This window comes from Mycobacterium sp. HUMS_12744610, assembly GCF_041206865.1.
Classification (GTDB): domain Bacteria; phylum Actinomycetota; class Actinomycetes; order Mycobacteriales; family Mycobacteriaceae; genus Mycobacterium; species Mycobacterium servetii.
In genome coordinates this window covers 2139380-2159468 of the sequence record NZ_JBGEDP010000001.1, presented here as the reverse complement: position 1 = coordinate 2159468, position 20089 = coordinate 2139380, and the positions used below count along the sequence as shown (strand labels likewise).

At 69.9% G+C, this 20089-nt stretch carries 18 protein-coding genes; 5 read left to right on the top strand and 13 right to left on the bottom strand.

What is annotated here, in order from left to right; genetic code table 11:
* A complete protein-coding gene (locus AB8998_RS10630; protein WP_369737916.1) occupies nt 1-2055 on the bottom strand; it encodes an NAD(+) synthase in 2055 nt (684 codons plus the stop codon).
* A 59-nt stretch (nt 2056-2114) separates the two neighbouring features.
* Here AB8998_RS10630 and AB8998_RS10625 point away from each other — a divergent pair, with 59 nt between their 5' ends.
* Nucleotides 2115-2654 carry a cysteine hydrolase family protein gene (locus AB8998_RS10625; RefSeq protein ID WP_369737915.1) on the top strand — a complete coding sequence of 180 codons (540 nt, stop codon included), beginning with the start codon at nt 2115-2117 and terminating at the stop codon, nt 2652-2654.
* Nucleotides 2655-2711: 57 nt separating this feature from the next.
* On the top strand, nt 2712-3569 hold the full coding sequence (locus AB8998_RS10620) for a Sir2 family NAD-dependent protein deacetylase (protein WP_369737913.1): 858 nt from the start codon (nt 2712-2714) through the stop codon (nt 3567-3569).
* Here AB8998_RS10620 and AB8998_RS10615 read toward each other — a convergent pair.
* A complete protein-coding gene (locus tag AB8998_RS10615; RefSeq protein ID WP_369737911.1) occupies nt 3566-4834 on the bottom strand; it encodes a cytochrome P450 in 1269 nt (422 codons plus the stop codon). The two genes, AB8998_RS10620 and AB8998_RS10615, sit on opposite strands and share 4 nt — an antisense overlap.
* A gap of 101 nt (nt 4835-4935) precedes the next feature.
* On the opposite strand from AB8998_RS10615, the gene AB8998_RS10610 reads away from it, so the two are divergent.
* The 3 genes from AB8998_RS10610 to AB8998_RS10600 all read left to right on the top strand — a co-directional run bounded on the left by AB8998_RS10610 (nt 4936) and on the right by AB8998_RS10600 (nt 6579).
* Entirely contained in the window at nt 4936-5586 is a 651-nt protein-coding gene (locus tag AB8998_RS10610) for a TetR/AcrR family transcriptional regulator (RefSeq protein ID WP_369737910.1), read from the top strand.
* A gap of 61 nt (nt 5587-5647) precedes the next feature.
* Nucleotides 5648-6151, top strand: a complete 504-nt coding sequence (locus tag AB8998_RS10605) for a MarR family winged helix-turn-helix transcriptional regulator (RefSeq protein ID WP_369737908.1) — start codon at nt 5648-5650, stop codon at nt 6149-6151.
* A gap of 8 nt (nt 6152-6159) precedes the next feature.
* The gene (locus AB8998_RS10600; RefSeq protein WP_369737906.1) at nt 6160-6579 is read left to right on the top strand and encodes a DUF5313 domain-containing protein; all 420 of its coding nucleotides are present in this window, start codon (nt 6160-6162) and stop codon (nt 6577-6579) included.
* Here AB8998_RS10600 and proB read toward each other — a convergent pair.
* The 11 genes from proB to AB8998_RS10545 form a co-directional block, all read right to left on the bottom strand.
* On the bottom strand, nt 6572-7699 hold the full coding sequence (gene proB / locus AB8998_RS10595) for a glutamate 5-kinase (protein ID WP_369737904.1): 1128 nt from the start codon (nt 7697-7699) through the stop codon (nt 6572-6574). The two genes, AB8998_RS10600 and proB, sit on opposite strands and share 8 nt — an antisense overlap.
* A complete protein-coding gene (obgE, locus tag AB8998_RS10590) occupies nt 7696-9138 on the bottom strand; it encodes a GTPase ObgE (RefSeq protein ID WP_369737903.1) in 1443 nt (480 codons plus the stop codon). Before obgE ends, proB begins: the two co-directional genes overlap by 4 nt.
* A 91-nt stretch (nt 9139-9229) precedes the next feature.
* Nucleotides 9230-9484 (bottom strand): 50S ribosomal protein L27, encoded by a 255-nt coding sequence (rpmA, locus tag AB8998_RS10585; RefSeq protein WP_369737901.1) that lies wholly within the window; start codon nt 9482-9484, stop codon nt 9230-9232.
* Between the two features lie 14 nt (nt 9485-9498).
* A complete protein-coding gene (rplU, locus tag AB8998_RS10580; RefSeq protein ID WP_369737900.1) occupies nt 9499-9810 on the bottom strand; it encodes a 50S ribosomal protein L21 in 312 nt (103 codons plus the stop codon).
* Nucleotides 9811-10016: 206 nt separating this feature from the next.
* Nucleotides 10017-12782: a ribonuclease E gene (gene rne, locus AB8998_RS10575; RefSeq protein WP_369737898.1), complete on the bottom strand. Its 2766-nt coding sequence runs from the start codon at nt 12780-12782 to the stop codon at nt 10017-10019.
* A gap of 296 nt (nt 12783-13078) precedes the next feature.
* Entirely contained in the window at nt 13079-13489 is a 411-nt protein-coding gene (gene ndk, locus AB8998_RS10570) for a nucleoside-diphosphate kinase (RefSeq protein WP_369737897.1), read from the bottom strand.
* Between the two features lie 29 nt (nt 13490-13518).
* Nucleotides 13519-13911 carry a DUF4233 domain-containing protein gene (locus AB8998_RS10565; protein WP_369737895.1) on the bottom strand — a complete coding sequence of 131 codons (393 nt, stop codon included), beginning with the start codon at nt 13909-13911 and terminating at the stop codon, nt 13519-13521.
* A complete protein-coding gene (gene folC / locus AB8998_RS10560; RefSeq protein ID WP_369737893.1) occupies nt 13908-15356 on the bottom strand; it encodes a bifunctional tetrahydrofolate synthase/dihydrofolate synthase in 1449 nt (482 codons plus the stop codon). The genes AB8998_RS10565 and folC overlap by 4 nt, the downstream gene beginning before the upstream one ends.
* The gene (locus AB8998_RS10555; RefSeq protein WP_369737892.1) at nt 15353-17995 is read right to left on the bottom strand and encodes a valine--tRNA ligase; all 2643 of its coding nucleotides are present in this window, start codon (nt 17993-17995) and stop codon (nt 15353-15355) included. The genes folC and AB8998_RS10555 overlap by 4 nt, the downstream gene beginning before the upstream one ends.
* 75 nt (nt 17996-18070) lie before the next feature.
* Entirely contained in the window at nt 18071-19330 is a 1260-nt protein-coding gene (locus AB8998_RS10550) for a saccharopine dehydrogenase family protein (protein ID WP_369737891.1), read from the bottom strand.
* A gap of 135 nt (nt 19331-19465) precedes the next feature.
* The gene (locus tag AB8998_RS10545) at nt 19466-20041 is read right to left on the bottom strand and encodes a transglycosylase family protein (RefSeq protein WP_369737890.1); all 576 of its coding nucleotides are present in this window, start codon (nt 20039-20041) and stop codon (nt 19466-19468) included.
* Nucleotides 20042-20089 lie beyond the last annotated feature (48 nt).

Below are 20089 nucleotides of genomic sequence, written 5' to 3'. Positions count from 1 at the left end.
CTACTCCTCGGGTATTTCGCGCTGGATCTCGTCCAGCCAGATGCGCGCCGACATGTCCGACGGGGCCCGCCAATCGCCCCGCGGCGAGAGCGCCCCGCCGTGGGACACCTTCGGGCCGTTCGGCAGGGCGGACCGCTTGAACTGGCTGAACGAATAGAAGCGCTGCACGAACACCTGCAGCCAGTGCCGGATCTCCTTCAGCGAATAGGTCGGTCGCTTCTCCGCGGGGAATCCCGGCGGCCAGTTGCCCTGGCCGGGATCGTGCCACGCGTGCCAGGCCAGAAACGCGACCTTCGACGGCCGGAATCCGTAGCGCAACAGCTGAAACAATGAGAAGTCTTGCAGCGCATACGGCCCGACCTTGGCCTCGCTGCTCTGCAGCTCTTCTTCCTCCCCGCTGGGCACCAACTCCGGAGTGATCTCGGTGTCGAGCACCGATTGCAGCACCTCACCGACCTCGGACTCGAACTCCCCCGTGGAGATCACCCAGCGGATCAGGTGCTGGATCAGCGTCTTGGGGACACCGGCGTTGACGTTGTAGTGCGACATCTGGTCGCCGACACCGTAGGTCGACCAGCCCAGCGCCAGCTCGGAGAGGTCGCCGGTGCCCAGCACGATCCCCCCGCGCTGATTGGCCAGCCGGAACAGGTAGTCGGTGCGCAACCCGGCCTGCACGTTCTCGAAGGTGACGTCGTAGACCTTCTCGCCGCGCGCGAAGGGGTGCTCGATCTCCTTGAGCATCAGCGCAGCGGTGTCGCGGATGTCGATCTCGGAGAAGGTGACGCCCAGCGCGCGGCACAGCTCGATCGCGTTGCGCTTGGTGCGATCCCCCGTCGCGAAGCCCGGCAGCGTGAACGCCAGGATGTCGGCACGCGGCCGTTCCTCGCGGTCCATCGCGCGCGCGGCGACGATCAGCGCGTGCGTCGAGTCCAGCCCGCCGGAGATCCCGATGACGATCTTCGGGTAGTCCAGGGCGCGCAGCCGCTGTTCGAGCCCGGCGACCTGGATGTTGTAGGCCTCGTAGCAATCCTGTTGCAGCCGTTGCGCGTCCGCGGGAACGAAGGGGAAGCGCTCGATTTCACGGCGCAGGCCGATGTCGCCGCCCGGCGGATCCAGCCGGAACTCGATGCGCCGGAACGACTCCGCCAACGTGCGGTGGTGGCGCCGATTGTCGTCGAACGTCCCCATGCGCAGCCGCTCGGAGCGCAGCAGCTCGGTGTCGACGTCGGCGACGCTGTGCCGCTCCCCCCGCGGGAACCGCTCGGAGGTTGCGAGCAACACGCCGTTCTCCCACACCATGGTCTGGCCGTCCCAGGCCAGATCGGTGGTCGATTCGCCCTCGCCCGCGGCGGCGTAGACGTAGGCGGCCAGGCACCGGGACGACGCCGAACGCGCCAGCAGGCAACGGTCCTCGGCGCGCCCGATCGTGATCGGGCTGCCGGACAGGTTGGCCAGCACCGTCGCCCCCGCCAGGGCCGCCTCCGCGCTGGGCGGAATCGGCACGAACATGTCCTCGCAGATCTCGACGTGCAGCACGAAGCCGGGCAGGTCCGACGCGGCGAACAGCAGGTCGGGACCGAACGGGGCCTCGATCGGGCCGGAGGGGCCGCCGATGCGGATGGTGCCGCGTTCGCCGTCGCCGGGCGCGATCTGGCGACGCTCGTAGAACTCCCGGTAGGTGGGCAGGTAGGACTTGGGCGCCACGCCGAGCACGACGCCGCGGTGGATCACCACCGCGGCGTTGTAGATACGGTGCCGGCGCCGAAGCGGGGCGCCGACCACCAGCACGGGCAACAGGTCGGCCGAGGCCGTCACGACCTCGGCGAGGGCCGCTTCGACGTCATCGAGCAGCTGGTCCTGCAGCAGGATGTCCTCGATCGAATAGCCAGACAGCGTCAGCTCGGGGAAGACGGCCAGGCCGACGGCCTCGTCGTGGCACTCGCGCGCCAGCCGCAACACCGACGCGGCGTTTGCCGCCGGATCGGCCATCGTGGTGTGGTGGGTGCACGCGGCGACGCGGACGAAGCCCTGGCTGTAGCTGTTGTAGAAGTCCATCGCTTCCCCATTCTCGCCCAGGTGGTGTCAGCACCGGTTTGCCGGGTACACGTTGCCCCATGAGTGACACCGCCGTCTTGGTCGTCGACATGATGAACACCTATCGGCACCCCGACGCCGAAGAACTGATACCCAATGTCGGCAACATCATCGAGCCGCTGTCGGATCTGGTCCGCCGCGCGCGCGAATCCGGCGGTGTCGACCTGATCTACGTCAACGACAACTACGGCGACTTCAGCGTGGAGTTCTCCGACATCGTCGAATCCGCACTCGGCGGCGAACGGCCCGACCTGGTGAAGCCGATCGTGCCGGCCGAGGGCTGCCGGCTGTTGACCAAGGTCCGCCACAGCGTGTTCTTCGGGACGGCGCTGGAGTATCTTCTGCACCGCCGCGGCACCAAGCGGTTGGTGTTGACCGGGCAGGTCACCGAGCAGTGCATCTTCTACAGCGCGCTCGACGCCTACCTGCGCCATTTCCCGGTCGTGGTCCCCACGGATGCGGTCGCCCACATCTACGAGGAGTTGGGTGAGGCGGCTCTCAAGATGATGCAGCGCAACCTGTCCGCGGAGCTCACGACCGCGGCGGAATGCCTGAGCTGACCGCCGAGCGTGCGGGCACGCACTCGCGAAGCGCGCGGGGCCGCTAACCTCGAAGAGGTGATCGCCCGCGCAGAATCGCCCGAGTTGGTCGCGCTGCTGGCCGGTCGCCGCGTCGCCGTGCTCACGGGCGCGGGAATCTCCACCGACTCCGGCATTCCGGACTACCGGGGCCCCGACTCACCGCCGAGCAACCCGATGACCATCCGCCAGTTCACGTCGGATCCGGCCTTCCGGCAGCGCTACTGGGCGCGCAACCACGTCGGCTGGCGCCACATGGCCGACACGCTGCCCAACGCGGGCCATCGGGCGCTGGCCGCCCTCGAGCGCGCGGACGTCGTCACCGGCCTGATCACCCAGAACGTCGATCTGCTGCACACCAGGGCAGGCAGCGTCAACGTGATCGACCTGCACGGCACCTACGCGCGGGTGGTCTGCCTGGGCTGCGGCCACACCATGAGCCGCGCCGCGCTGGCCGACGCACTCGAGGCACTGAACCCCGGCTTCCTGGCGCGCGCCGGGGCGCTCGGCGGCCTGGCGGTGGCTCCCGACGCCGACGCCGTCGTCGCCGACACGACGACGTTCCGGTACCTGGACTGCCCGCGCTGCGCCGGCATGCTCAAACCCGACATCGTCTACTTCGGCGAGAGCGTGCCCGAACACGTCGTTTCCCAAGCCTTTTCACTGGTTGAGCGGGCCGATGCCCTGCTCGTCGCCGGTTCGTCGCTGACCGTGTTCTCCGGCTACCGGTTCGTGCGGCGCGCCGCCGCGCTCGGCATTCCGGTCGCCATCGTCAACCGGGGCCGCACCCGCGGTGACGACCTGGCCGACGTCAAGGTCGAGGGCGGATGCTCGGAGTTGCTGACCCTGCTGGCGTGCGAACTGGGCGGGGCGGTGGCGCCACTGCCGAGCCCCTAGAAGTCGCAGGGCATGCTGCGGATGGCGTGGATGAAATTGCCCGGCACGTACGAGGGCTCCCCCGCCTGGATGTCGGGCAGCTGACGCAGCAGTTCCCCGAAGATGGCGCGCAGCTGCGCCCGGGCCACATGGGCGCCCAGGCAGAAATGCACACCGCCGCCACCGAAACCGACGTGCGGATTGGGGTCGCGGCCGAGGTCGAAACGGTCCGGACGGTCGAACACGTCGGTGTCCCAGTTGCCCGACGGGTAGAACATCACCACCTTCTCCCCCGCCTCGATCTGCTGGCCGGCCAGTTCGAAATCCGTTGCGGCCGTGCGGCGGAAGCTCATCACCGGGGACGCCCAGCGGATGAACTCCTCGACCGCGGTGCCGATGCGGTCCTCGAACGCCACGCGCAGCCATTCGCGCTGGGCGGGAAAGTCGGTGAGCGCCTTCATCGCGTGGCTGGTGGTCTGGCGGGTGGTGTCGTTGGCGGCCACCGAGAGCAGTACGAAAAACGCCGAGACGTCCGCGTCGGTGAGCCGGTCGCCGTCGACCTCGGCGTTCACCAGGGCGCTGAACAGGTCGTCGCCGGGCCGGGCGCGGCGCTCGGCGGCCAGTGCGCCGGCGACCTGGTGCAGGTACACCTGGTTCTCGACCAGCACCTGCATCGGGTCACGGCCGTCGAGGTAGACGGGGTCGGCCCACGACACCAGCGCGTCGGCGGCCTGCGCGACCCGCTCGCGCTCCGACTCCGGGATACCCACCATGTCCGACAGCGTGCGGATGGGCAGTTGCTTGGCGCAGTGCTCGACGAAATCGACGCCACCCCCGGCGGCGCGCAGCTCGCCGACGATGGCGTGGGCGTTCGTCCGGATCGAGTCCTCGATACGACGAACCTGCCGCGGGGTGAACGCGGCGCTGACCAGTTTGCGCAGCTTGGTGTGCCGCGGCGGGTCCATCGCCAGGAAGGACTGCGAGGCCTCGAGCAGGTCCACGGGGATGTTCTCGAACATCACCCCCTTGCCGGACAGGAACACCTCGTTGCCGCGGCTGACCGTGACGATGTCGGCGCGCCGGGTGACCGCCCAATAGCCCCGGTCGTCGGGGTCGTGCATCAGCGCGTCCTCCACCGGGGGATGCCAGCTCACCGGGCGTTCGGCGCGCAGCACGGCGAACGAGCGTTCCCGCTCGGCGGCGGTCTTCGACCAGAACGCGCGCGAGGACAGATCGATCGGGTCGTAGGCGCGGTTCGTGCCGGGCTTCCCTGCCATCACCGTCATCGTCGAGACCCTTCCCATGACGCCAGTCACATCGTAACGCCGACACTATGCCTAGACACTATGTCTAGTCAAGGTGTCGATCGGGTGGCTATGCTGGGCGAATGCCGTCGGTGACCCGCAAGCCGCAGGGCCGGCGCGAGGAGGGCCGCGAGCAGCGGCGGGAGCGGATGGAGCGCCGCCTGCTCGACGCCACCGACCGGCTGATGCGCGCCGGCGCCAGCTTCACCGAACTCAGCGTCGACCGGCTGTCGACCGAGGCCGGCATCTCGCGCGCGAGTTTCTACGTCTACTTCGAGGACAAGGGCCACCTGCTTCGCCGCCTCGCCGGCCAGGTGTTCGCCGACCTGGCCACCGGCGCCGAACGCTGGTGGGACGTGGCCTGGCGGCACAATCCGGAGGACGTGCGCGCCGGAATGGCCGGCATCATCGACGCCTATCGGCGCCACCAGCCGGTGCTGGTCGCGCTCAACGAGATGGCCGGCTACGACCCGTTGACGGCCCAGACCTACCGCGAATTGCTGACGGCCGTCTCACAGCGACTCACCGGTGTCATCGAGGAAGGACAGGCCGACGGCTCGATCCGCCGGGAACTTCCCGCGGCCACCACCGCCAACGCGCTCACCTGGATGGTCGAGCGGGCCTGCCAGCAGAACCTGCCCGACCAGCCCCCGGACTACGACGCGGAGCTGGCCAGCACGCTCGCCGAAATAGTCTGGGGAGCTTTGTATCTCAAGCCGACTGGGGCGCCATGACCGGCCCCGTGTGACCAGCGCAACTTGGTTAGCACACTAACTATTAGCGTACGATGTGTATGTGGCCCAGCCCGCGCCGGAAATCGACCCGCTCGCCCTCGAACAGCAGGTCTGCTTCGCGCTGAGCATCACCAACCGGGCCGTCCTGGCCGTCTACCGGCCCCTGCTGGAGCCGTTGGGGCTCACCCACCCGCAGTACCTGGTGATGCTCGCACTCTGGGATCATCGCAAGGCATCGCCGGGCCAGCGGAAACCGTTGGCGGTCAAGGAGATCGCCGCCATGTTGCAGATGGACTCGGCCACGCTGTCGCCGATGCTCAAACGCCTGGACGCGCTCGGCCTGATCACCCGCAGCCGCAACCCGGCCGACGAGCGTTCCACCGCGGTGCACCTCACCGACCGCGGCGTGGCCCTGCGTCGACGCGCGCAGGACGTCCCGTCCGCCGTCGTCGCGCGCCTGGGCGTCGACCTGGCCGAACTTCAGCACCTGCACCAGGTGCTGACCCGGATCAACTCCGCGGCCCTGGCCGCCGGCGCTCTGCAGTCCTCAAATCCCCGCCCCTAGGAGCCACGATGGCCAGCGACAAACCCAACCTGTTCCAATACATCGCCTACTCGTACGGCCGGTGCCTTCCGGATTCGATGCGCGCCTGGGTCGCCGACGACCTGGCGGGCCCGGGCGCCGTGCGCAGGCACATGATCCGGTGGTCGATACCACCGCTTTTCGTCCTCGCCCCGTTCTGGCTGCTGCCCGCGTCGCTGTACGTGCACACCGAGATGACCGTGCCGGTCTACATCTGGGCGCTGCTGGTGTCGCTGGCCCTGAACAAGGTCTGGCGGCGGCACCGGCTGGCGCAGCACGGGCTCGACCCGAACCTGGTCGATGCGCTCAAGCACGAGAAACAAGCGCAGATGCACGAGGACTACGCGCGCCGTTACGGGCCGCGACCCGAATCGGCGGCCTGGCAGGCCAACAGCAACCCCTTCAACTGACCAATCCCACGGGGCCGTTCACCGCGACGAGGTCGTCGGCGTGCACTGGTGGGCGGCGCAGTTCGTCGGGCAGCGCCGAGGTCGAGCGGCCCATCATCGTGGCCAGTTCGGAGGCGTCGTAGGCGACGACACCGCGGGCCACCATCACCGCGTCGGGGCCCCGCAGTTCGACCACGTCGCCGGCGTAGAACCGGCCCGACACCGCGATGACACCGGCGGCCAGCAGCGATCGGCGCTGGCCCACCACCGCCCGCACCGCGCCCTCGTCGAGGGTCAGCGCGCCGGCGGCCTCGGCGGCGTAGCGCACCCAGAACCGGCGGGCCGACATGCGATTGGGCCGGGCGGCGAACACCGTGCCGGCCGAGGCGTCGGTGAGCGCGGTCGCGGCGTCGGACGCGGCGGCCAGCAGCACCGGGACCCCGGCATCGGCGGCCAGCAGCGCCGACGACATCTTCGACACCATTCCGCCGGTGCCCAGGTGGCTGCCCGGGCCGGCGACCACGCCGTCCAGGTCTGCCGCGCCGGATACCTCCGGGATGAACCGTGCGCCCTCGGTCGTGCGGGGGTCGGCGTCGTAGAGGCCGTCGATGTCGGACAGCAGCACCAGCGCCTCGGCGCCGACCAGGTGGGCCACCAGGGCCGACAGCCGGTCGTTGTCGCCGAACCGGATCTCGTTGGTGGCCACCGTGTCGTTCTCGTTGACGATGGCCACCGCGTGCAAGGCCCGCAGCCGGTCCAGGGTGCGCTGGGCGTTGGTGTGCTGGGCCCGCATCGAGATGTCGTGCGCGCTCAGCAGCACCTGCCCGACCGTGCGGCCGTACCGGGCGAACGCCGCGCTCCACGAACTCACCAACGCGACCTGCCCCACGCTGGCCGCCGCCTGCTTCGTCGCCAAATCCTTTGGGCGCCTAGACAGGCCGAGCGGATCGATGCCCGCGGCGATGGCTCCCGAAGACACGATGACGACGTCGGTGCCGGCCTTCATGCGCGCCTCGATGGCATCGGCCAGTCCGGCCAGCCGGCCGGCGTCGAACACACCGGACGACGTGGTCAAAGCGTTGGTCCCGATCTTGACCACCAGGCTGCGGGCGGACCGGATGGCCTCGCGGTGCTCGCTCACGAGTCGTCACCGCGTTCGCGCCTGCGGCGCCGGGCGGCCTTGCGCTCGTCGGCGCCGATGCGCTCGGTGCGCTCCAGCCGCGCGTCGGTGCCTCTCCCGGACATGGGAACTTGGCGCCCGGCGGGCGTTTGCGGCTCCCAGTCGAACGTCATCTCGCCGATCGTCACCGCGCACCCCGGCCGGGCGCCCAGCCGCAGCAGTTCGTCTTCGACGCCCAAGCGCGCCAGGCGGTCGGCGAGATAACCCACGGCCTCGTCGTTGTCGAAGTTGGTCTGGCCGATCCAGCGCTCGGGCCGCGCGCCGGTGACGACGAAACCGCCCTGTCCGTCGGGTTCGACGGTGAAGCCGCTGTCGTCGACGGGGACCGGCCGGATCACCGGCCGGCGCGTCACGGCGGGCGGCTGGGCGGCGCGGTAGGCCGAGATCATCTGCCACAGACCGAAGATCAACGGCTGCAGGCCTTCGCGGGTGACCGTGGACACCGGGAACACCGGCCAGCCCCGCTCGGCGATCTCGTCGCGGACGAACTCGGCCAGCTCACGGGCTTCCGGGACGTCGATCTTGTTGAGCACCACCGCGCGGGGTCGTTCGGCGAGGTCACCCAGCGCAGCGTCGCCCTGCAACGTCGGCGTGTAGGCGGCGAGTTCGGCTTCCAGCGCGTCGATGTCGGAGATGGGGTCGCGACCCGGTTCGGCGGTGGCGCAGTCCACCACGTGCACCAGCACCGCGCACCGCTCGATGTGGCGCAGGAAGTCCAGGCCCAGACCGCGGCCCTGGGACGCGCCGGGGATCAGGCCGGGCACGTCGGCGACGGTGAACGCATGCTCACCGGCCGAGACCACACCGAGGTTGGGGACCAGGGTGGTGAACGGATAGTCGGCGACCTTCGGTTTGGCCGCCGAGATCACCGACACCAGCGAGGACTTCCCCGCCGACGGGAACCCGACCAACCCGGCGTCGGCGACGGTCTTGAGCTCCAGTGTCAGGTCGCGGGATTGGCCGGGCTCACCGAGCAGCGCGAAGCCGGGTGCCTTACGGGCGCGCGATGCCAGCGCGGCATTGCCCAGACCGCCGCGGCCGCCGGCGGCCGCCTCGAAGCGGGTGCCGACGCCGACCAAATCGGCCAGCAGCCGGCCGTTCTCGTCCAGCACGACGGTGCCGTCGGGAACCTTGACCTCCAGATCCTGGCCCGCGGCGCCATCGCGGTTGTTGCCCATCCCCTGCTTGCCGGACGGCGCGGTGATGTGCGGCCGGAAATGAAAGTCCAGCAGCGTGTGCACCTGGGGATCGACGACGAACACGACGCTGCCGCCGCGGCCGCCGTTACCGCCGTCGGGACCGCCCAGCGGCTTGAATTTCTCGCGGTGGACCGACGCGCAGCCGTTACCGCCGGAGCCGGCCCGCGTGTGGACGACGACGCGATCGACGAACCGGGGCATCGAAAATCCTCTCACCTACCCCGGCAACCAGTTGACCCGAGATCGACGTTTCGCGGCTGCAGGCTGCCCGGGAAAGCCAGGCGTCCGCCCGTCAGGCCTCCGCGACGATGCTGACCGTCTTGCGGCCCCGCTTGATCCCGAACTCGACCGCGCCGGCCTCCTTGGCGAACAGCGTGTCGTCGCCGCCACGCCCGACGTTGACGCCGGGGTGGAACTTGGTGCCGCGCTGACGGACCAGGATCTCGCCGGCCTGGACGACCTGGCCGCCGAACCGCTTGACGCCCAGCCGCTGAGCATTTGAGTCGCGGCCGTTGCGCGAGCTCGAAGCACCCTTCTTGTGTGCCATGTCTGCCGCCTTCGCTACTTGATTCCGGTGACCTTGAGGACCGTCAGCTGCTGACGGTGGCCCTGGCGCTTGTGGTAGCCGGTCTTGTTCTTGAACTTGTGGATACGGATCTTGGGGCCCTTGGTGTGTTCGAGCACCTCGCCGGTCACCGCGACCTTGGCCAGCGCCGCGGCCTCGGTGGTGACGGTGGCGCCGTCGACCACGAGCGCGACCGGCAGCGACACCTGGGCGCCGGGCTCGGACTCGAGTTTCTCGACTTTGACCACATCCCCGACGGCGACCTTGTACTGCTTGCCGCCCGTCTTGACGATTGCGTAGGTCGCCATCGTTGCTCCTGCCTCTTTCTCGCCTCTGTTTTGCCGCGCTTCGCGCGCATGCCACCGGCGGTGTGCGTGGTGGGTCTGGGTGCGGGTCCGTGCCGATCGCCCGGAAATCCCGCTCTAGCCGGGCCGGTCTGCTCGCCCCGCCCGGCGACAACTGACCAAGGGTACGTGACCAGCGGCTACAGGGTCAAACCGGACGCACTCCCCGATCAGTCCAGCTGGATCGGCGGGCCGGCCGGCCGGCCGGCCGCGCGTCGCCGCCGCGGACGACGGGCAGCCCACGCGGTGTCGTCGTCGCCGTCCTCGTCGTCGGAGTCGTCCTCGTCGTCGTCGGAGTCGTCGGAGTCGTCCTCGTCGGAGTCGTCCAGATCCTCGTCTTCGTCCTCCATGTCGAGGTCCTCGTCGTCGCCGAGGTCTTCCTCCTCGTCGTCGAGGTCCTCCTCGTCGTCGCCCTCGTCGAAGTCCTCGCGGTCCACGTCGTCCGCGCCGGCCGCGCGCCGCTCCTCCGTCGGGCCGCCGCCCTCGCCGTTGAGCTCCTCGCCCGACTCGTCGGATTCGTCGTCGTCGCGCCCGGCGCCGGCCGACGACCCCGCCGCCATCGCCTTGAACATCGGATGCTCACCGGGAGCGTGCACGGGCACCTTGGCCACCGCGGGCTGGCCGGCGGGCTCCTCGGACCGGTTCTTCCTCGATCGCTTGCCTCGCCGACCGCCGGATTCGGATTTGCGCCCGTTGGCCGGCGCCGAGTCCACCGGGTCGGCGTGCAGCACGATCCCGCGGCCACCGCAGTGCGGGCACGAGCTGGAGAACGCCTCGACGAGGCCCGTTCCCAACCGCTTGCGGGTCAACTGCACCAGCCCCAAAGAGGTCACCTCGGACACCTGGTGGCGGGTGCGGTCGCGGGCCAGCGCCTCGGTCAGCCGGCGCAGCACCAGGTCACGGTTGGACTCCAGCACCATGTCGATGAAGTCGATCACCACGATGCCGCCGACGTCGCGCAGCCGCAGCTGGCGAACGATCTCCTCGGCCGCCTCCAGGTTGTTCTTGGTGACCGTCTGCTCGAGGTTGCCCCCGGACCCGGTGAACTTCCCGGTGTTGACATCGATGACCGTCATCGCCTCGGTGCGGTCGATCACCAGGGTGCCGCCCGAGGGCAGCCACACCTTCCGGTCCATCGCCTTGGCCAGCTGTTCGTCGATGCGGTGCACCGCGAACAAGTCCGGACCCTCGGCGCTGGCGGGCTCGTATTTGGTCAGCTTCGAAACCAGCTCGGGCGCAACGGAATCGACGTAATCGTTAATCGTCTTCCACGCCTCGTCGCCGGAGACGACGAGGCCGGAGAAGTCCTCGTTGAACAGGTCGCGGATGACCTTGACCAACACGTCGGGCTCTTCGTAGAGCGCGATCGCGGCGCCGGCGGCCTTCTGCTTGGTCTCGGCCGCCTTGGCTTCGATCTGCTTCCAGCGCTCCTGAAGACGCGTGACGTCCTTGCGGATCTCCTCCTCTTTGACGCCCTCGGACGCGGTGCGGATGATCACCCCGGCGTCCGACGGCACCACCTCGCGCAGGATGTCCTTGAGTCGCTGACGCTCGGTGTCGGGCAGTTTGCGGCTGATCCCGGTCGACGACGCGCCCGGCACGTAGACCAGGAAGCGACCCGCCAGCGACACCTGCGTGGTCAGCCGCGCGCCCTTGTGCCCGACCGGGTCCTTGCTGACCTGGACCATGACGTAGTCGCCGGGCTTGAGGGCCTGTTCGATCCTGCGGTCCGACCCGCCGAGTCCGGCCGCCTCCCAGTTGACCTCACCGGCGTAGAGCACGCCGTTGCGACCGCGACCGATGTCGACGAAGGCCGCCTCCATCGACGGCAGCACGTTCTGCACGATCCCGAGGTAGATGTTGCCCACCAGCGACGCCGAGGCGGCCGACGTCACGAAATGCTCGACGACGATGCCGTCTTCGAGCACCGCGATCTGGGTGTAACGCGCACCGGGGTGCGGTGGTTCGGTGCGGACCCGGTCGCGCACCACCATGACGCGCTCGACGGCCTCACGGCGCGCCAGGAACTCGGCCTCGGTCAGCACCGGTGGGCGGCGCCGCCCCGCGTCGCGTCCGTCACGGCGCCGTTGCCGTTTGGCCTCCAGCCGGGTCGAGCCGTCGATACCCTTGATCTCGGCCCCGCCACTGCTGTTACCGGAACCGTCGGAGCCCTTGCCGCCGCGCGAGGCACGCTCGTGCACAACCGTGTTCGGCGGGTCGTCGGGCGAGGCGGACTCGTCGTTGTCGTCGCCGGAACCCGATTTGCGGCGGCGCCGCCGGCGCCGCCGGCGGCTGCCACCCTCCGACGAACCGTTCTCGTCGTCTCCGGAGTCGCCGTCGTCGGAGTCGTCCGAGTCGTCGGAGTCGTCGGAATCCGGGGAACCGTCGGTGTCGCCGTCGTCACCGGTGTCGCCCTGGCCGTCGGGTCCGCCCTGCTCACCGCGGCCGCGGCCCCGGCCGCGGCGGCCACGACGACGGCGGCGGTTGGCCGGTCGATCGCCCTGCTCGTCGTCGTTGTCGTCGGAGTCGGAGTCGGAGTCGTCGGTGTCGTCGGAGTCGTCGTCCTCGCCGACGGCTCGCTGCCCGGTCTCCACCGGTTGCGGCGCGACGAACAGCGGCATGTAATGCGGACGGTCAGCGGCGGTTTCGGCGCTCTCGGTGCCTTGTGCGGGCTCGGCCTCCCCCGACGGCGGTTCGTCGACGACGTCCACCGCGGGCTTGGCGAACAGCAGGTCGCGCACCCGCAGCGCGTCCTCGCGGTCCACGCCGGACTGGACGTTGCGCATCTGCCCGTCGAGGGTGACGAGCGCCTCCAGCACCTCTTTGTTGGTGCTGCCCAGCGCTCGCGCCAGCTGATGAACCCTCAGGCGGTTCGGCAGGTCCTCCGGCGGCGTCGGCTCGCGAGATGTGTCTGAAGTTGGGGCACCGTCTACCACGTAATCTCCTCAAGCCCCCGGGCGCGTCGTTGCGACGCGGCCACGCGAGGGCTGCGCTATGTGCCCGGGTCACTTCTCCCGGACTTGTCAATGGCCTCGCCCCGAGCGGCTCGTGTCGAACCCACTCGGCGCCGTGCTGAATGACGGCCTGACATGCTGCGCCATATCACGTGACGGCGATTGTCGCGCTTGTCCAAGTCTTCATCCGAGTGTCCGACGCCGGTCCGGCGACGTTCACCCGCTGCCAGTATCCCACATCACGCCGCGGACCCGACGACCCCCGAGCTTTGGGACCGCTACGCGTCGGGAAACCACAGCGCGATCTCGCGCTTGGCCGAATCGGCCGAATCCGAGCCGTGCACCAGATTGAACTGCGTCTCCAGCCCGAAATCGCCCCGGATCGTGCCGGGCGTGGCCTTGTCCACCGGGTCCGTGCCCCCGGCGAGCTGCCGAAACGCGGCGACGGCCCGCGGTCCCTCCACGATCGCGGCCACCACCGGGCCCGAGGTGATGAATTCCAGCAGGGACCCGAAGAACGGCTTGTCTTCGTGTTCGGCGTAGTGCCGGGCGGCCAGTTCCTGGTCGACGGAGCGGAGTTCGAGCGCCGCGATGGCGAGGCCCTTACGCTCGATGCGGTTGACGATCTCGCCCACCAACCGGCGCTCGACGCCGTCGGGCTTGATCAGTACGAGAGTCCGTTCGGTCACTTTCCAGAGCGTACAGAACGAGGCACCGCTCACTCCGGCGGCGGTCGCCGCGGCAGATCCTGAGCCTGCCGCCGCCGCACCTCGGCGCGAAAGTAGGCGATCAGCGCCCACACTCCGGCGAACACCACCCCGATGAACCCGATCCCCGGATAGACGAAGACACCCGCGAGCAGCACCACCTGCACGCCGAGATTGAGCCAGATCGCCCAGGGCCGGCGCTGTAGCCCGGCCAGCAGGATCAACAGCGTCGCCAGCCCGACCAGGTATCCCAGCGACACCGCGGTGAAGCCGGCGCCGACCATGCCGACGACCGGTATCGCCAGCAGCACCACGATCGCCTCCAGGATCAGCGTGGCGGCCATCACCGCGCTGAAGCCCTTCCACGGGTCGGGCTGTGCGTTCTGGGGAGCCTGCCCGGTCATTCGGGATCACGCCCGAACAGGGTCCGCGCGGCCCCGGCCGTCACCACCGAGCCGGTGACGACGATCCCCGTGCCGGAGAACGCCTCGCTTTCGCCCTGCGCTTCTCCGCGCAATGAGGCCTCGTCGACCAGCGCGGTCGCGACGTCGATGGCGTCGCGCAGGTTCTCGGCGGTCGTCACCCGATCCGGCCCGAACAGCTGGCGCGCCGCCAGCGCCAGCGACTCGACATCGAGCGCGCGCGGCGACCCGTTGTGGGTCACGACGACGGAGTCGAACGCCGGCTCCAGCGCGGCCAGGATGCCGTCGACGTCCTTGTCGGCCAGCACGCTGAGCACACCGACCAGGTAGCGGAAGTCGAACTCGCCGGACAGCGTCTGCGCCAGCGCGGCGGCACCGGCCGGATTGTGCGCGGCGTCGACGAACACCGTCGGCGCGCTGCGCAGGCGTTCCAGCCGGCCCGGGCTGGCGACGGCGGCAAAACCGGCGCGGACGGCGTCGACGTCGAGTTGGCGCTGCGCGCCCGCCCCGAAGAAGGCCTCCACCGCCGCGAGGGCCACCGCGGCGTTGTGCGCCTGGTGCTCACCGTGCAGGGGCAGGTAGATGTCGGAATACACCCCGCCCAGACCCTGCAGCTGCAGCATCTGCCCCCCGATGGCGACCTGGCGGCCCAGCACCGCGAACTCGGAGTCCTCGCGGGCCACGGCGGCGTCGGCCCGTACGGTCTCGGCCAGCAGCACCTCCATCGCCTCGGGGGCCTGGCGGGCGATGATCGCGACGGTGTCCGGCGCGCCCTCGGGGGCTTTCGTGATGATGCCGGCCTTCTCCCCGGCGATCGCGGCGATGTCGTCGCCGAGGTATTCGACGTGGTCGATGCCGATCGGGGTGATGACGGCGACCGGCGCGTTGATCACGTTGGTGGCGTCCCATCGACCCCCCATGCCGACCTCGATGACCGCGACCTCGACCGGCGCGTCCGCGAACGCGGCGAACGCCATGGCGGTGAGGACCTCGAACTTGCTCATGGCCGGCCCGCCGGCGGCCTGGGACTGCGCGTCGACCATCTGGACGTACGGCTCGATCTCCCGGTAGGTCGACACGTATTGCGCCGGGCTGATCGGCTTGCCGTCGATGGCGATGCGCTCGACCGCCGACTGCAGGTGGGGACTTGTGGTCCGGCCGGTGCGACCGTGCAGCGCGGTCAGCAGGGCGTCGACCATCCGCGCCACCGAGGTCTTGCCGTTGGTCCCCGTGATATGGATCGACGGGTAGCTCTTCTGGGGTGAGCCCAGCAGGTCCAGCAGCGCGTTGATCCGGGTCAGGCTCGGCTCGATCTTCGTCTCGGGCCAGCGCTGGTCGAGCAGGTGCTCGACCTGCCACAGGGACGCTATTTCGTCCGGGGTGGGTGCCGCGTCGCCCCCCGACCCCCACTCGGGCTGCTCGCTCATCGCAGCCCGGCCAGCCTCGCGGTGATCCGCTCGGTTTCCTCGCGGGCCACCCGCTGGCGGTCCCGGATCTTGTCGACCACATGCTGGGGGGCCTTGGCCAGAAAATCGGCGTTGTCGAGTTTCGCGGCGGTCGAGGCGAGCTCCTTTTGCGCTACGGCCAAATCCTTTTCGAGGCGCCGGCGCTCGGCGGCCACATCGATGGTGCCGGAGGTGTCCAGTTCGACGACGTGGACGTCTCCCATGCCCGGACCCAGAGAAACCTCCAGTGACGCCGAGGGGCTGAACCCGGGACCGGGTGCGGTCAGCGAGGTCAAGGCCCGCACTTCCGCGCTCAGCTCTCCGCCACCGGCCAAACGGGCCGGCACCTTCTGCCGATCCGCCAGACCCTGATCGCTGCGGAACCGCCGGATTTCGGTGACGAGCTTCTGCCTGTCGCTGATACGTTGCGCCGCAACCGGATCCAGGGCGATACCCGAGGGTTGCGGCCACTCGGCGATCACCAGTGACTCCCGGTGGGTCAGGGCCTGCCACAGCGCCTCGGTGACGAACGGGATCACCGGATGCAGCAGTCGCAGCAGCGTATCGAGCACCGCGGCCAGCACGGCGGTGGTGTGCGTGAGGCCGTTGGCAAGCTGCACCTTGGCCCATTCGACGTACCAGTCGCAGAATTCGTCCCACGTGAAGTGGTAGAGCGCCTCGCATGCCCGCCCGAACTCGTAGCCGTCGAACGCCGAATCCACCTCGGCGCGAACCTCCTCCAGCCGTCCCAGGATCCAGCGGTCGGTGTCGGTGAGGTCGGCCGGGTCCGGCAGCGGGGCCGGACTGGCGCCGTTGAGCAGCGCGAAGCGGGTGGCGTTGAACAGTTTGGTGACGAAGCTGCGCGACGCCCGTACGGCGTCTTCCCCGACGGCCAGGTCGCTGCCGGGACTGGCGCCGCGGGCCAGCGTGAACCGCAGCGCGTCGGCCCCGAACTCCTCCACCCAGTCCAGCGGGTCGATCACGTTGCCCTTGGACTTGCTCATCTTGCGCCCGGATTCGTCGCGGATCAGGCCGTGCAGGAAGACGTCGGTGAACGGCACCTGCGGACCGCGGCGGCCGCCGAGGGTGAGGACGTCGTCGCCGCCGACGAAGGTGCCGAACATCATCATCCGGGCCACCCAGAAGAACAGGATGTCGTAGCCGGTCACCAGAACGCTTGTCGGATAGAACTTTTCCAGCTCCGGGGTCCTCTCCGGCCAGCCCAGCGTGGAGAACGGCCACAGCGCCGACGAGAACCAGGTATCCAGCACGTCGGGATCCTGTTGCCAGCCCTCCGGGGGCGTCTCGTCCGGGCCGACGCACACCTGCTCGCCGTCGGGCCCGTACCAGATCGGGATGCGGTGACCCCACCACAGCTGCCGCGAGATGCACCAGTCGTGCATGTCGTCGACCCAGGCGAACCAGCGCGGCTCGAGGCTGGCCGGATGAATCACCGTGTCGCCGTTTCGGACCGCATCCCCGGCGGCCTTGGCCAGCGATTCGACCCGGACCCACCACTGCAGCGACAGCCGCGGTTCGATCGGCTCGCCGCTGCGCTCGGAATGCCCGACGCTGTGCAGGTAGGGACGCTTTTCCTCGACGACCCGGCCCTGGGCCGCCAGCGCTTCGCGCACCGCGACACGCGCTTCGAAGCGGTCCATGCCGTCGAATTGTGTTCCGGTGCCGGTGATCCGGCCGCTGGTGTCCAGGATGGAGATCATCGGCAACTCGTGCCGCAGCCCGATCTCGAAGTCGTTTGGGTCGTGTGCGGGCGTGACTTTGACCGCGCCGGTGCCGAATTCGGGGTCGACATGTTCGTCGGCGACGACGATGAGCCGGCGGTCCACGAAGGGGTGCGGCAGGTGGGTGCCGACCAGGTGCCGGTAGCGCTCGTCGTCGGGATGGACCGCGATCGCGGTGTCACCCAGCATCGTCTCGACCCGGGTGGTGGCGACCACGATGTGGGGCTGCGAGTCGTCGAGCGAGCCGTACCGGAACGACACCAGCTCGCCCTCGACGTCGAGATAGTTGACCTCGAGGTCCGAGATCGCGGTCTGCAGCACCGGCGACCAGTTGACCAGCCGTTCGGCCCGGTAGATCAGCCCCGCGTCGTAGAGCCGCTTGAAGATGGTCCGCACCGCGCGCGAAAGGACCTCGTCCATGGTGAACCGGTCGCGGCTCCAGTCCACGCCGTCGCCGAGGCGACGCATCTGGGTGCCGATGGCGCCGCCAGATTCGCGCTTCCAGTCCCAGACCTTCTCGACGAACAGTTCGCGGCCGAGGTCCTCCTTGGTCTTGCCGTCGACCGCGAGCTGCCTTTCCACCACGCTCTGGGTCGCGATGCCCGCGTGGTCCATGCCCGGCTGCCACAGCACCTCATACCCCTGCATGCGCTTGCGGCGGGTCAAGGCGTCCATCATGGTGTGTTCCAGGGCATGGCCCATGTGCAGGCTGCCGGTCACGTTCGGCGGGGGCAACACGATCGAGTACCCGGGCCGGCCGCTGGTCGGGTCCGCCACGAAGTAGCCGGCATCCAGCCACTTCTGGTAGATCAGGCTCTCCGCCGCACCGGGATCCCACGATTTGGGCAGGTCGGTGTCGGAGCTGGGGCTGGCGGTCACCCGTCAATTCTAGGAAGCGCCGCGCGCCGGCCTGTAAGCGCCCGAATCGGGGGTCCGGCCCGCCGGGCCGTGGATCTACCCGAGTCGATCGGTCTGCAGCGACACCCCGGCGGCCGGGAAGCGCGCCAGCAGTGCCTCACCCATCGCGGCCGCGGGCGTCAGGACGCCGCGCAGCTCGGAGAGCTTGTCGCGGTCCATCGCCAGGGCGAGACCGCACTCGCCCAGCAACACCGAGGTCGCCTTGTAACCCGGATCGCCGTGCTGCTCCATGCGTGCCACATATCTGGCTCCGGTGCTGGTGGTGGTGTACGTCTCGATGCGGTAGTAGCCGCGCTCACGCGCGGCGGGGCTGGGCCCGGTGCCGGGTTTGGGCGCGATGCGCTCCAGCAGCGGGCGAGGCAGTAGCCGGAAGTAGCGGCCGCCCAATCCGAACGTCGCGCCGGCGATCCCGGTGACGACGCCGGACGCCAGGGGTGCGACGACCGGGGCCGATCCCACGCTCATGCTTTCGGTGTAGCGGAACCGGTGGCCGTATCCCCAGTCCAGGAGCGCGTTGCTACGGCGGACGATCCGCGTGTTGTAGGGCGCCATGACAAAGCCAGCGGTCCACAAACCGGCCAGTTCCGGCGCGATCTGGCGACCACGGCGCCAGGGCAGGTCGGGCTGCGGACCGAGCTCCGGTTCGGCGCCGCGGTCGGGGGTCAGCGTGTAGGGGTCGGCGAGCTGGCGGCGTGCCTCGGGGTCGCGGGAGGCGGTGTCGAGCAACTCCATCATCGAGGCGATCGTGCCACCCGAGAATCCCCCGGAGAACGACTTCACCACCAGATCGGTGTCGGTGAGCTCGCCCGCGCCCGCGTCACGAACCGCCCGGTACAGCGCGTACACGGTCAGGTCGGAGGGTACGGAATCGAACCCGCAGGCGTGCACGATGCGGGCGCCGGTGTCGGCGGCCTGCTTGTGGTGGAGGTCGATGCTGTCGCGGACGAACATCGCCTCCCCGGTGAGGTCGGCGTAGTCGGTGCCCGCCGCGGCGCAGGCGGCCACGAGCGGCAACCCGTAGCGGGTGTAAGGCCCGACCGTGGTGACGACCACCTGAGTGCGCGCGGCCATCTCGTCGAGCGTCGACGGCGCGGAGGCATCGGCGGCCAGCAGCGCCCAGGACTGCGCGGATTCACCCAGGGTGTCGCGCACCGCGCGCAGGCGCTCGGTTGACCTGCCGGCGAGCGCTATGCGGGCCTGCCCGCCCGCCCGCGCCAGGTATTCGGCGGTCAGCTTCCCGACGAAGCCGGTCGCCCCATATAAGACGATGTCGAATTCGCGCGGCGATGCGGTCACGGATCCCGACGCTACCCGACCGGCGACCGCTGCGGCGGCCCCGCCGACAAGGAATGCCGGGCCGTGCGGCCCGGCATTCCTTGTCACGGTTGCGACGGCTATCCAGACTCGGGCCGCCGCCGGCCGCGGCCCTCGTCAGCCGCGCCGCCCGCAGACCGGCCAGGCTCTGATGCCCTGCGAGTGCAGCACGTTCTCGGCGACGCGGATCTGCTCCTCGCGGCTGGCGCTGGCCGCGGAGCCACTGCCGCCGTTGGCGTGCCAGGTACCCGGGGTGAACTGCAAGCCGCCGGAGTAGCCGTTACCGGTGTTGATCGCCCAGTTTCCGCCGGACTCACACTGCGCGATGGCGTCCCAGTCCACGCTGTACGCCCGCTGCGGAGGCGGCGGCGGGGCGTCGGGGCCCGGAGGGGCGTCCGGCGGCGGTGGGGCGTCGGGGCCCGGAGGGGCGTCCGGCGGCGGCGGCAGGTTCGGGTCGAAGTCGGCGGGCGGCGGGGCGTCCGGAGCCGGCGGCGCGTCCGGAGCCGGCGGCGCGTCCGGAGCCGGCGGCGCGTCCGGCGGCGGGGGAACGTTCGGGTCGAAGCCCACGGGAGCGGGGGGAGACCCGTTCGAGTCCAGGCCGGCCGGTTCCGCGGTGGCGGTGGCGGCGGACGGCATGCTCGCGAGCGTCCCGCTGATCGCGGCAGCGATGAGCGTCTTGCGGACGTTCTTCAAAAGGTGTTCCTTTCGCGATTTGCGCGCGCCAAAGCAAGCCCATCGGTG

Coding starts and splice junctions, on each gene's coding strand:
- rpmA (WP_369737901.1), bottom strand. CDS start 9,484: ATGGCACACAAGAAGGGTGCTTCGAGCTCGCGCAACGGCCGCGACTCA.
- AB8998_RS10565 (WP_369737895.1), bottom strand. CDS start 13,911: ATGACCGGGCAGGCTCCCCAGAACGCACAGCCCGACCCGTGGAAGGGC.
- obgE (WP_369737903.1), bottom strand. CDS start 9,138: ATGCCCCGGTTCGTCGATCGCGTCGTCGTCCACACGCGGGCCGGCTCC.
- AB8998_RS10630 (WP_369737916.1), bottom strand. CDS start 2,055: ATGGACTTCTACAACAGCTACAGCCAGGGCTTCGTCCGCGTCGCCGCG.
- rplU (WP_369737900.1), bottom strand. CDS start 9,810: ATGGCGACCTACGCAATCGTCAAGACGGGCGGCAAGCAGTACAAGGTC.
- AB8998_RS10610 (WP_369737910.1), top strand. CDS start 4,936: ATGCCGTCGGTGACCCGCAAGCCGCAGGGCCGGCGCGAGGAGGGCCGC.
- AB8998_RS10625 (WP_369737915.1), top strand. CDS start 2,115: ATGAGTGACACCGCCGTCTTGGTCGTCGACATGATGAACACCTATCGG.
- AB8998_RS10615 (WP_369737911.1), bottom strand. CDS start 4,834: ATGACGGTGATGGCAGGGAAGCCCGGCACGAACCGCGCCTACGACCCG.
- folC (WP_369737893.1), bottom strand. CDS start 15,356: ATGAGCGAGCAGCCCGAGTGGGGGTCGGGGGGCGACGCGGCACCCACC.
- AB8998_RS10600 (WP_369737906.1), top strand. CDS start 6,160: ATGGCCAGCGACAAACCCAACCTGTTCCAATACATCGCCTACTCGTAC.